6 protein-coding genes are annotated in these 12,440 nt (G+C 53.2%); 2 read left to right on the top strand and 4 right to left on the bottom strand.

Features of this window, described 5'->3' with window-relative positions; translation table 11 throughout:
• Positions 1 to 290: 290 nt before the first annotated feature.
• Positions 291 to 2,036 carry a Rieske (2Fe-2S) protein gene (locus L855_RS00340; protein ID WP_159783097.1) on the bottom strand — a complete coding sequence of 582 codons (1,746 nt, stop codon included), beginning with the start codon at positions 2,034 to 2,036 and terminating at the stop codon, positions 291 to 293.
• 299 nt (positions 2,037 to 2,335) lie between these two features.
• On the opposite strand from L855_RS00340, the gene msrA reads away from it, so the two are divergent.
• Complete coding sequence (gene msrA / locus L855_RS00345) at positions 2,336 to 2,812, top strand: peptide-methionine (S)-S-oxide reductase MsrA (RefSeq protein WP_159783099.1); 477 nt, start codon at positions 2,336 to 2,338, stop codon at positions 2,810 to 2,812.
• A gap of 26 nt (positions 2,813 to 2,838) precedes the next feature.
• Here the strand turns inward: msrA and L855_RS00350 are convergent, their stop codons facing one another.
• From L855_RS00350 to L855_RS00360, 3 genes are all read right to left on the bottom strand, one after another.
• Complete coding sequence (locus L855_RS00350; RefSeq protein WP_159783101.1) at positions 2,839 to 3,741, bottom strand: mechanosensitive ion channel domain-containing protein; 903 nt, start codon at positions 3,739 to 3,741, stop codon at positions 2,839 to 2,841.
• Positions 3,738 to 4,946 (bottom strand): MarR family transcriptional regulator, encoded by a 1,209-nt coding sequence (locus L855_RS00355; protein WP_159783103.1) that lies wholly within the window; start codon positions 4,944 to 4,946, stop codon positions 3,738 to 3,740. Before L855_RS00355 ends, L855_RS00350 begins: the two co-directional genes overlap by 4 nt.
• A 243-nt stretch (positions 4,947 to 5,189) precedes the next feature.
• The gene (locus tag L855_RS00360; protein ID WP_159783105.1) at positions 5,190 to 11,003 is read right to left on the bottom strand and encodes a translocation/assembly module TamB domain-containing protein; all 5,814 of its coding nucleotides are present in this window, start codon (positions 11,001 to 11,003) and stop codon (positions 5,190 to 5,192) included.
• Positions 11,004 to 11,267: 264 nt separating this feature from the next.
• Here L855_RS00360 and L855_RS00365 point away from each other — a divergent pair, with 264 nt between their 5' ends.
• Complete coding sequence (locus tag L855_RS00365) at positions 11,268 to 12,428, top strand: ATP-grasp domain-containing protein (protein WP_425500537.1); 1,161 nt, start codon at positions 11,268 to 11,270, stop codon at positions 12,426 to 12,428.
• Positions 12,429 to 12,440 lie beyond the last annotated feature (12 nt).

Here is a 12,440-nt window from a genome sequence, read left to right on the forward strand (position 1 = left end):
AACTCAACATGAGAACTCCAGGTTAAACAGCGGTCAGCATCAGTCAATTTTCGATGCCAATTTTCGGTATGACCTCCCCATTAGTAGCCGCTTTCACCCAACACTGTCAAACTTAGCTGTGGGCAATCTCATACCAGTTTCAGGGCGATCGCCGAGGTGTAACCGTAAAATAAGTCGGGGATTTTAGAGCAGTCCAGCATACATCCCATTTTTCAACAACTTTGCTATACTTTGACCCAGGGGGAGGGGAAGACGCAAACGGGACATTTTTTGGGGATTTTGGGCGAAGGTTAGCCTTGATCGAGGCGATCGCCCTGATGCAGTCGTTGGGCAATGTCATAGGTTTGGGCTTGCGATCGCACCGTGGGAGAATGGGCGGCCAGATATCGGGTGGCTGCCACTAAGACGCTGATTCCCTCGGCAGAATTGCCCAACTGGTGGTAAAGACGAACGGCGGCTTCTAGGGATTGGATGACATGGAAGCTGCGATCCTCACGCAGCATCAGTCGGGCTAAGGTTGCTATGAGGAGATCCGGTTCACCCCCACTATGAAGATATTGGGCCACTAACTTGCCACTGGCGGCAACCTGTTGTTGGCGATCGAGTAAGTCTCCTAGAGACTTGAGTAAGTCCTGTGGCTGGCTAACGGTGTTGTCAGGATTGGGAAGACGGGCGGGAGGAACATTGAGAAAACGATTGAGATAGACGGCCATGGCCCCGTCAAAGACCCCTCGCAGCAGTTCTGGGGTGGGCGATCGCTCTAAACCCCGTTGTACCGCATGGGCATAGGTGAAGGGATGATGGGCGGCGTTCCAATCCCGATGGTCGTTATTGGTGTTGAATTGGGCCACCCGCAAGGCCGCCGCCTGGGTGACATGGGCTGCCAGTTGGGCCGGGGGACAGCCTTGTTTGAGGGCCGTCAGCATCGCCTGGACGGTGGCTTGGGGATTGTCGGCTAAGAGTAATGCCACTAAGTCTGGGTTACCGTCCCAGGACTGCGATCGCCCTGCCGCTAAAACGTGGGGTAATTCGGTAAAGGCGGCTTCCAGAATCTCGACCAAATCCAGAGGATAGCGCCAAGAACTGGACTCTTCCATCCGGGTGGCTTCCGTTAACCCCGGAACTAGACTGGCTAGGGTCGATTCTGCCTCTTGCCACTCGACCCAATCCAAGGCCTCCAATCCCTTATTGATAAAGTCCAGAGTATGTCCACCATCGAGGTAGCGGTGATCTGTGGCCGCTGCAAACAACATCTCAGCAATGTGTTCGGGGGGAAGTTGTCCCCGAACCGCCGTCATCAAACAGCGTTCAGCAGCTTCAGCATCGCGGCGTTCCACAAACTGGCGAAACCAGGATTTGAGAGTGCTGAACTCCACCTGAGTTTGAGGAAGGGGATGAACATGGAAATGAGGTGGCGCACCGGAACTGTCCCGCGCTACGGCGGAGAGTCCTTGATAGAGGGCCTGGGGGCGATCGCTCTCCTCCAGATAGGGCAGTAGATTCATCATCGCCGTCAAGATGGTTAAGCCACTTCCCCAACCCCGTTTCGTGTGGCGGGTTCCAAAAGCCAACCCCAGGCGGAAGGGTTCCCTGGCGCAAGAGTCCTCCGCCAACCAACCAATCACCGACTTGGCGATGACGAGAGAAATGGTTTGTTCGAGGCCATCTTGGAGACGTTGCCGATGATGAGATTGGGCATCGTCTGGGGCCGTTAAATTTAGCCAAATCTCCCCGGCTTCAAGTTTCAGGGGAAATGCCCGCACATCATCGGCCCAGGAATCGAAGGTTCCACCACTGGCGAGGTCAAAGCGGGCATAATGCCAGGGACAGGTGAGAATCCCCTCTTTGCAGACACTCCCTTGCAGGGGGAATCCCATATGGGGACAGCGGTTATCAATGGCATAGACTTGTCCCTCGCTATGAAACAAGGCGATTTGATGCCCCTCAAGCTGCACCAGGACACAGCCTTTCTCTTTGACTTCATTGAGGGAGGTGGCATGAAGCCAATGCTGGGTTGAGGTTTTCGTTAAAGCCATGGTTTAGCTCGCTGTATCAACAGGTGGGGGAAATCTAGGTCAACTTATCAATGTTGGGGAACGCTGAATTTGATTCACACTTTGATTCTAGCAAGATGCAAGCCACCGGGTTTTTGGGTTGTGGGCTAATATCGGGATAATACCCTCAAACTAGATGCGTTCCGGCAAGTTGGAATCGATGGGTCTAGGTCACAACCTGAACTGATGCCGGGACGCATCCTACCATTCTTTCTCCGTGTCCTCTGTGACTCGGTGGTTCCTCCTGTTCCCTGTTCCCTGTTCCCTATTCCCTATTCCCCATGCCTAAAACCACTCACATTGCCACCTTCGGCGCCGGCTGTTTCTGGGGTATCGAAGCGGCCTTCGCGGCCCTTGAAGGGGTCACCAAAACCTCCGTCGGCTATATGGGGGGGCATTTTCCCAACCCCTCCTATCTCGACGTTTGCGCCCGCATTACGGGCCATGCTGAAGTGACCCAAGTCGAATATGACCCCCAGCACATCTCCTACGACGACCTCCTAAACCTCTTTTGGCGGATTCACGATCCCACCTCCTTAAATCGGCAGGGGGCCGATCGCGGTGAACAATATCGGTCTGTCATCTTCTACCATAGTCCTGAACAGGAACAGATCGCCCGCAAGTCCAAGTTCAAACGTCAACAACAGGAGACGGAGAGCGGCAGCGAAAAATACATCGTCACCCAAATTGAACCCGCTTCAGACTACTATTTAGCCGAGGAAGAACATCAGCAGTATTACGCCAAACATCGAATTTAAGCCTCGGCGCGACTCCCCCGCCGCACTCAATGTTCATCCATCATCTCTGCGGGTGGAGTCATCTTAGGATAGGAAATATTTTCATAGGCAAAGGCAGCTTTGGCCCGGCGGATTACATCGGTTTTATAAACAAACTCATCGCGGGCATCAATGGGATAGGAGCGTAACTTAAATTGGGTCCCCCAAAACTTCTCTTCCATGAACACAGCAATGGGGAGTTTAAGCTGGGTATAGCGACTACTATAGGCCGCTTGATAGAGGATTTTGATGACTTTTTCAAAATCCACAGTATGGCTAAAGTAGAAATTGGTGGCAACTTGGGCTTCGAGTTCGCCACTGTTCGCATTGGAGATGGGTTCTGTCCAGGTTTTGTTATGGGGAATGGTCACTAAATTATCGTCGGGTGTTTTGACCTGGATACCCCGTAAGCCATAGCCCACAACTTCCCCATAATGGTCCTCGATTCTCACGCGATCGCCCACGCGATAGGGCGCTTCAAAGAGGGCGATCGCCCCGGCAATAATGGAACTTACATAGTCCTTAAAGGCAAATCCTAGAGCGACTGCCACTGTCCCTGTAACCGCGACAACATTGGTCTCTGAAAGCCTGACAAATAGATTTAATAAATAGGCAATGGTAATCAGTAAAATCAACCCCTTCCAAAAGGGGATAGATTGTTTAATAATCAGGCGAAAGCGACGGGGAACTCGCTCGGAAATCCAATTGGCTAGGGACTGAATGATGTAAAAACTTCCATAAGCAATCAGAATCGCGAAAATGCCATAGAGAACTTTTCCGAGAGTAATTTCCGTTAGGATTTTTTCGGAAAACTCTTCAGGTTCCTCCGACTGTGCTAGAACAAGCGATTGAGAAAGGAGCGTGACACCAAAACTGGCGACTTCTAATACAACAAGGCGTTGTTTTATCATGAATTAGAGTTAATAAAAAAGTTGTTCTGAGATAAATCAACCGTTAGCTGATCATAATAGAGAGGATGAATTGATAAGCTGCCACATCGAGATTCTAAAACCCCCTGACGGGAGAGCCACTGAATCCTCGCCTGGATTTGACTTTCCGATTCTCCCAGGGTTTGGGCAAGATGACGGCGATTGATGATTCCATGGATGAGAATCCCATGGAGTAAATAGCGATCCAGATTCGTTAAAATGGGTAACTTCGGTAATTTAGGTTTATCGGGGTGAATCAAAATCCGTGAAGGGGATTTAGCTGGGGTTTCTGAAAGCTGAGTTCGCAGTTCCTGAACTTCCTCTTCCGTCTGTTTGTGCATTCGCAAACTCTCTAGCCATATATATTGAGCAATACGACTGCTTCCTGAGCTTTGATGGGCAATGGAATCCCAATAGGTTTGACGTAAATCGTTACTTGAGGAGTCGGGTTTATCTAAACTAATGAGAGTTTCAGCGATAGGGGTTAACCAATCACAAATCATTTCATCATCCAACTTCGGCAACGATTCAATGATTTCAAAATAGGCACTAATCTGACAAACAAAATCAAGAAAATGCCAGGCGGATTGACTGGCTCCAATCACCCAAAAGTAATGATTATTTTTAGTGATAATTTCTCGGAAGTATTCAATGCTATCCCAGCCGCTAATACAACGTAAGAAACACTGTTCTAAACTGGGAATAACAACCACGGTTTTACGGGAATCCTGAAAGTCCTCCGGTGAAGAGATATGCAGGTCATCAAGGTCAGTGTTTTTGATGTCAGGATACGAGTCTAGGGCTTGACGTATTTTTTTTGCCGTTAGGCGGATGGTTGCCGGTCTCTCAAACTGTTGGAAGGGGGTGATAATGGTTAGAGATAAATCATCCCAACTGCTTAATGTATCACTTAAAATTGTGCCAACTGGTTCAATGGTTGGGGCCAAACAAACAAAGGTATTAGGAGCATTGAAATCAGTTTTCCAAGACTCAATTGCTGGGGCGATCGCCCCTCGCAAATAAGTTTGATAGGCTTGAGGACTTGGGGAGTTGTTAATTCGTTGTTGCAGTTCCTCTTTCAGCCAATCGGGAATTGGCATCAACTCTTCGTCAGATTCACTACTAGGGGGTTGTGTGAGCCAGGAGTTAATTTTATTTTTAATCGACTTGAACCAGAGATCGCTCATTTAGAGGGGGCAGTCCTGATTGTAAGTGAACGAAATACGCTGGTAGGAGCCAAATCGTAGATTTTAATGGGTGCATCTCAATGGATGTGATCACTTCAGATAACCCACCCCTACCCCTCCTGGGAGAAAATTTTTCAAATATTTCCCCCCCTGGAAGAGGCGCGCGATAGCGCGGGGTGGGTTCAAACTTGCCTAACTGAGATGCACCCATTTTAATTGGCTAATTTTACCATAATTATGCATTTAAAACCGTAATTCATAGCGTAACTCAATAGAACTAAAGCCAGGGGTATCCCCGTCAGTTTGTCCCCCTTGTAGTAAAAAGCCGCTGAGACCATAGTCATAGGTTAACCCCAACAGTGATCGGTCATTGAGTTCATAAATCGCCTCAATTTGACCAATGGGAAACACACTCAGCCGATCTAAGCCGATCGCATCTCCCGCCTGATTGGCTACTCGGTCAATATCCACCAAGATTCCCGTTAACTGGGGTTCCAAGACAAAGCGAAGCAACGCATATTCAAACACCTCCGTTCCTCGCAGTCCAGCAATCTCATCAATCGTCGTCAGCACTTGTCCCCCTAGCAACGAGACTAACTCATTCTCACTGCGGCTGGGAACACTACTCAACTGTACGGTTTCTAATAAGGCATCATTGCGTTGAAATCCCTCCACCTGAACCACCTCCGCCGATTCCGCCAATATCGCGTTGAGCAGATCTTGAGCCATGGCCTGAATGGTGACATTCACCAACAGTTGACGAGACTGGCGTAGGGGCAAAATTGTTGTATCGGGGACTTCGTTACTATCACGATCGCGATCGGCAATTGGGTTGCGGCGTTCCTCGGAGACCAGAGTGGACATCTGAAGATCTAGCCGTGGATTCAACAGGCCCTCCTCAGCAATAAACTCCACCGTTTGCGGACGGCCTGGGGTAATAAAAAAGAGATTACTCAGCAGATCCAATTGTCCCCGTTCCACCGATATAACCCCCTGAGGACGTAAATTCTCCAAATTGCCATCCACTACCCCACTCACTAATAGATCTCCCGTCACCCGTACATTAAAACTGGGAATCGGGTTGACAATATTGAGGCGTTCCCCGAGAACAATACGAAAGCGATCCAAGACGGGCGTAATGAGCGGTGACGTTCCCGGAGTAGTCACCGCAACACTCCCCTCCTGGGAGGGGTTAGGGGTGGGTTGCCCCTGGGAGGGATTAGGGGTAGGTTGCTTCCCAGCAAACTCCCGAGTCGGCACTAAAACCCGTCCCCGAGAGACCTCAACTCCTCCAGAAATGACAGGAGTGAGGGCGGTTCCCGTCAGCGTAATCTGGCCATCTAACTGCCCGTTATAGAGACCATCGAGGGCGATCGCCCCCTGATCTACCGTTAACGTAAGGGGACGCTCTATCTCTGGATCAGGGGTTAACAGGGGTAACACCCCCGCCAGACGAAACTCACCCTCCGCGACCTGAGCCAGTAACTCATCAACCACGATCGCCTCTTGATTGAAGCGAATCACCCCATCCACCTGAGTCTCAGCCTCCGGGAGAGCCGCCGCCGCCACCCGAACCTGATCCAGAGCGATCGCCCCCTCAGCCACCACGGAGTTAAGAATTCGCTGAATCTCCCCGGAGGTTAACGCCAACAGATCCAAACTGGCCGAGAGTTCTACCATGCCTTCACCCCCGAGCCAGACCACCTCACCATCGGTGATGGCCTCAAGTAACTCAAAAGCGGGAGTATCCAACGCTACCTGGGCCTGGGCGATCGCCCCCTCGGGGGGTAAATCTGTGAAGGGAAAGGGTACACTCACCTGAAGCCGACTCCAATCCGGGGCAACGGTGGCAAACTCAAACTGCTGATTGTCATAGCTGAAATTGCCCAAAAACGGGTCGAGAGGACGGGTATTGAGAACCGGGTTGGCGATCGCCACCTCCCCTGCCAACCTCGGCTGTTGCAGACTGCCGCCAAAGGTTCCCTGAAGATTCACCTCTCCCGCCACATCCACCGGTAAGGCGACAAACTGCTGCAAGAGACTCAGCGGAAGATCCCTCACCGTCACTCCACCCTCTAGCCTCTCGGGAGACACCGTCCCCACCAACGAAGCCTGGCCCCCTTCCGCCAAGAGACTCGCCTCCTCCACCGTCAGCACCTGATCCTCAAGCCGGGCCCGCAGATTGAGAGCATCCAACCGCAGCGAGGGTCGAGCCGTCGGAATCGGGAGATCGAAGGCGGCAGGGAGTTGAGGTTGGGGATACCAACGCCAATTCTCAGCCGTCAGTTCCGCGATGAGATTGGGATTTCCCAGCGTTCCCCCCAAATCCACTTGAGCGGTATAGGTTCCCTCAATCTCCACCACTTGAGGCGGTTGGGGTTCATCCGGTTGCCGAATCCGTTGTCTCACCTGCTCGCGGATGCGGTTAAACAGAGCTAATTGTTCGGGGAGCGATCGCTGCGGAATCCCCACCCCCCTCACCGTCAGGTCTTGCGGGTCTAAACTAGGGCTGGCAATCCCTCGACGTAACAGGTCATCGAGTTCATACCAAGCCACCGTTGTCAGGAGATCGCCCACCTCAGCCTCATCCACCGTCAGCCGTCCCCAGACTGGGGCCTCTTGCCAAGCATTCAGGGGTAGACGGCCCTGCAAAATTGCCAACAGATCCAGTTCCGTCCCTCCATTGAGAACCAGACGAGTCTCTTGGAATTGCAACATCCCATTGCGAATCTGGGCCTGTTGTCCGTCGTAGCCAAACTCAGCGGCGATCGCCTCCCCCCGAAGATAGCCCAACGCCGGATTAGCCACCGCCACCTGGCCCTGAGTCTCCAGGGTAAAGAGATTGGCCACAATCCCCCCCGTCACCTGACCGCTAATGGGGTCACGAATGCCAAAGGGTTCTCCCGGAAGCACATTTAAGAGACTCAACTCAAACGAGTCTAATCCCACCTGAAAGCGATCGCCCTGACGCTCACCTCGGGCCAAAAACTCAACCACCTCCCCATCGGTTTTACGAATCTCGAACCCTTGAGGCAAATAGGGAGCCAAACAGCGCGCCTCCTGACAGGCCCCTAAGGCAATGGCCAGGCGATCGCCCAGAGGCCGCTCCCCCCGCACATCCAGAGCCACGCGATCGCCCGTACTGGCAAAAACCGTCCCCTGCATCCGAGGCTCAAACTGAATCTCATTCACCCCAAAATCATTTAATTGAACCGACCCTGCCAAATTGAGATTTCCTGCCCCGAAGGGATTAGATAGCAAATTCTGGCCCTGAAAGCGTCCCCTAAAATCCACCCGTCCCCGGACATTAACGGCACTGGGACTCTCCAAATTTTCCCCCACAGCCACATCCGCCAGTAACAGGGTCAACGGGAGTCGGTCTGAATCATAATTGGCATCAATCTCTAAATCCGTTTGTAAATCTGGGCGTTCCCGAAGATTGGTTAAGACCGTTTCCCCTCGGGCCCGCAATAAATCCCCATCGAGATTAGCCGTCAACTCATGTAGGGTGGCAGGAATTGGCACCATCCCCAATTGCAACAGAGGGGTTAACGGCCCCGAGAGATAGCTGCTGGCCAGTAACGTTGCCGGGAAGCGGGGACTACTGACGATGCGATCGCCAATCAACTCCTGAACCAAGGCATCATCCACCGGAACCTGAGTCTCGGTCCTCAGTTGCCATTGTCCCCCCGCCACTTGAGCGGAGAGGGTTCCTGACCCCTGATTGAGAGCCAGGTTCGCTTGGGTGGTCCCTTGGGGGTCGAGTTGGCTGAGGTCTCCCTGTTCTAAGACTTGAAGGATATTGGCCAGAGACAGAGTCCCCTGTCCCTCGCCATTAATCAGAGCCACCGTTGCCGGAAGATTGGGCACATAGGGGTTTAAGGCGATATTGGCGACATTGAAATCGCTGTCAACCTGTCCATCTCGGACTTGAGTCCTGACCTGGGCCGTTCCCTCGGCGATGGCTAAGGCTCCCTCGGCCTGCACCGCAATTCCTGCAAAGTCCCGGTTCATGGCGGCGGCTAGCAATCCCTCCAGGGAGGTTTGCACCTGGGCCTGACCCCTCTCCAATCTCACCGCCAGGGGGAGGGCCAAATTTAGACCCTGGGCGGAGAGTCCCGAGGCGATCGCCTCAAGGCGAATCTCTCCCCCTTGCAATAGCCCTTGCACTGACCCCTGTCCATCGGCCAGGGTAATTCCCAGGTCGGCGGTTCCGTCAATTCCTCGGATGATTCCCTCGGGGGAGAGATCATCAAATCGCCCGGAGACTTGGGCCGTGAACTGGCTTAGTTCCGCCGGGACTGCCAAGAATGGGGTGAGGTTCAGCGGCGTGGACAGCAGATCCGCCTGCCAGGTTTGCTCTAGGAAGTCCGCCAGTCCCGTTGCGGTGATCTGTCCCTCCGCAGCGATGAGGTCGGCTCTCTGCAACCGGAGACGGCCATTGGCAAAGCTCGCCTCTCCCTGACTGCTGACGGCTCCCAATTGGGGAACGAAGAGGTCGGGGGTAGTCCAGGTTAGACTGGCCTGAGGATTGTCTAGGGTTCCCCCCAGGTCAACCTGAGCCAGCAATTGCCCCAAACGCAGGGGGGTGGGTAAGTCCAGATAGGGGGCAACGAGGGCATCACTGGGGAGATCCACTCGTACATCCAGGTTGAGGTTGGACCTCGGAGTCCGTTGAGGGCGATCCTCAAGAAGACCCTCAGGAAGTTGCTCTAAGAGGGGAGCGGTCCATTGGGAAATCTCGGCATTGCCCCGGGCCAGGACGCTTCCCCCCAGGCCCGGACTGAGACGAAAGCCGTTGAGAACCACGCGATCGAGGTTGGCCGAGAGGTTGGCCCGCAGTTGGGAGATCACCGTTTGGGCAACAATCAGCGGCGTGGTATTGCTGACATTTAGGGTCAATTGGGGGTCGTTGAGGTCTCCGAGAAGTTGCGCCTGCCCCTGAATAACCCCCATTAAGCCGATATCATCTAGGGGCGCTAGGAGGGGGTCATTGAGTAGGGTTGAGAGGCGTTCTAGGGCAATATTGTCGGCACTGAAGCTGAGATTATAGCCGGAGTCCTGGCTGAGTTGTCCTTGTCCCTGGAGTTGTAGCGTCCCGGTGGCGGCGGTGAGGCGATCGAGTTGTAGGCGATCGCCCTGAAAGCGGATGTTCGCCTCAGCAGTGAGGGGTTGACGCAATGCGGGAACCTGGGCCACGAAATTGTCGAGGCTGAGGGGTCCTTGAATCTGTGGGATCTGAATCTCTAAGTCTCCCTCAGGGGTAATTAGGGGGGGAACCTCCAGAGTGAGATTTCCGTTGAGACGACCACTGACGAGATCCAGGCGATCGCCCAATTCCGGGGGCAACAGGGCGGAGAACTGCCCCAACTCCACCTCCTGCAACCGGGTATTGACTCGGGTTTCCAGGCTATTGAGGCGAGTATTGCCCCGCAGCTGAACGGTTCCCTGGGGTAAGGTCACGGCTAAGTCGTAATAGGCATTGTCAAAGGATTGACTCAGTTCCGTGCGACCCTCAACGGCCAATGTCCAAGGGTCAGAACTGCCCTGGGGGGTGAGTTCAAGGCTGCCCCCCTCTAAAATGAGATTCAGGGGAATCTCTAGGGGAAACTCCTCATCGGTCCGTTCAGGAAGATTGAGATCTAACGTCACCCAGGTGCCATCTTCGGCTTGTTGGGCGATCAGCCTCGGTTCCGTGAGGGTGACGTTGACGGGTAATTCTCCCCTGAGGAGGGCCAGCAAATCATAACCCACCTGAATCTGCTGAACATGCAGGGAATTGGGATTCCCCTCACTCGGCGGTAGATAGAGTCCCCCCAGTTCGATGCCCCTCAGAGACAGCCGTTGCACCGGCCCGAGTTCCAGAGGACGATTGAGAATGGGGACCACTTGGGCCTCGACCCAGCCCGGAAGTTGCGATCGCAGCCAGTTCAGAGAGACACGATAGCCCACCACCCCCACAACAAGGACAGTTCCCCCAAGAATTAACCGTCGTTTGAGGCGACGGTGTTGCCCCGAGGAAGAATTGGGTTCGGGCTGAGGAGATGGATTCACCATAAAAACCCCTGAAGAGAAGCGTCAACGAGTCGAGAGAGTTAACGGGCAAGGGGATGCCGTTTAACCTGTAGTTCATTTTGCCCAGCTTGGTCGAGTTAGACTGCCAGGGGAAACCTAGAAAGCTGGCCGTTTCGGAAAAGGTACGTTAAGATGAGAGGCTCATCTGTGGTTGCGGCTTGTCTAAACTCGGGTTTCCCGGTGGCAAAGCCGGGATTTTGTTTGGGAATGTAGTCCTTGTCTCAACGGTGACGACCGGTTCGGGCTATGGTAGTTGAGTGGTGGAACACAAATCGCCAAATGGATCTTCTAGAGTATCAAGCCAAAGAGCTGTTCCGCGAAACGGGCATCCCCGTCTTGCCCTCGCAAAAAATTCGTTGCCCCCAGGATCTCAAGGGGCTGAAAATCCCCTATCCGATTGTTCTCAAGTCCCAAGTCCGGGCTGGAGGACGCGGGAAAGCGGGAGGGATTCGTTTTGCGACCAATACCATTGATGCGATCGCCGCCGCCCAAGCGATTTTTAATTTACCTATTCAGGGGGAATTGCCAGATGTGCTTCTGGCAGAAGCTAAATATAATGCCTCTCAGGAGTTCTATTTAGCGATTCTACTCGATCGCACCGCCCGCCGACCGGTGTTGCTGGGGTCTCCCTATGGGGGGGTGGAGGTGACCTTTACCCAGGATAAAATGCAGCGGGTGGTGGTGGATGAGGAGTTTTCTCCCTTCTATGCCCGTCGCCTGGCCCTCAAGATGGGCTTAACGGGGGAGGCGATTGAGGCGGTTAGTACGGTCATCAAGCGGATGTATCGCTTGTTTGTGCAACAGGATTTGGACTTAGTGGAAATTAACCCCCTAGGGATTCGCCACAATGGTGAAGTCATGGCCCTAGATGGGAAAGTCACGGTCAACAATGAAGCCCTCAATCGCCATCATCACCTGACTCGGCTACTACAAGAACGCAACTTGGAGGAACCGGTCTATTCTGGGGTTTTTCCCAGCCATGATTTTGTCGAACTCGATGGCAAATTGGGGATTCTCTGCAATGGGGCCGGGTTGACCATGGCCACCTTTGATTTAGTCTGTGAAGCCAAAGGCAAACCAGCGAATTTCCTTAATTTGGGCAGTGAACAAACCTGGTATGGAATGGATGACGACCCCTTAGAACGCTTACGGCTAGGGTTAGAGGCGGTCACCACATCTCCTAACGTCTCGGTGGTATTGGTAAATCTCATTGCCGGAGTGACCCTCTGCCAAGATATTGCTAGAACTCTGGTGGAGTTTAGTGAACAGATCGATCGCCCCTGTAAGTGGATTGTTCGCCTGGTAGGGGGGGATGTAGTGGCCGCTGAGAAAACGCTCAAGCAGGCCAACCTCACCAGCGTCAAAAGTCTCGATGAGGCCGTCTCCCTTGCTGTCAAAGCCGTATAACTCAGTTACCTA

Origin of the sequence: Sodalinema gerasimenkoae IPPAS B-353 (assembly GCF_009846485.1) — a bacterium.
Lineage (GTDB): Bacteria > Cyanobacteriota > Cyanobacteriia > Cyanobacteriales > Geitlerinemataceae > Sodalinema > Sodalinema gerasimenkoae.

Bases quoted from the DNA above. Each gene is read 5' to 3' on its own strand.
- L855_RS00340 (WP_159783097.1), bottom strand. From the start codon at position 2,036: ATGGCTTTAACGAAAACCTCAACCCAGCATTGGCTTCATGCCACCTCC.
- msrA (WP_159783099.1), top strand. From the start codon at position 2,336: ATGCCTAAAACCACTCACATTGCCACCTTCGGCGCCGGCTGTTTCTGG.
- L855_RS00350 (WP_159783101.1), bottom strand. From the start codon at position 3,741: ATGATAAAACAACGCCTTGTTGTATTAGAAGTCGCCAGTTTTGGTGTC.
- L855_RS00355 (WP_159783103.1), bottom strand. From the start codon at position 4,946: ATGAGCGATCTCTGGTTCAAGTCGATTAAAAATAAAATTAACTCCTGG.
- L855_RS00360 (WP_159783105.1), bottom strand. From the start codon at position 11,003: ATGGTGAATCCATCTCCTCAGCCCGAACCCAATTCTTCCTCGGGGCAA.
- L855_RS00365 (WP_425500537.1), top strand. From the start codon at position 11,268: ATGGTAGTTGAGTGGTGGAACACAAATCGCCAAATGGATCTTCTAGAG.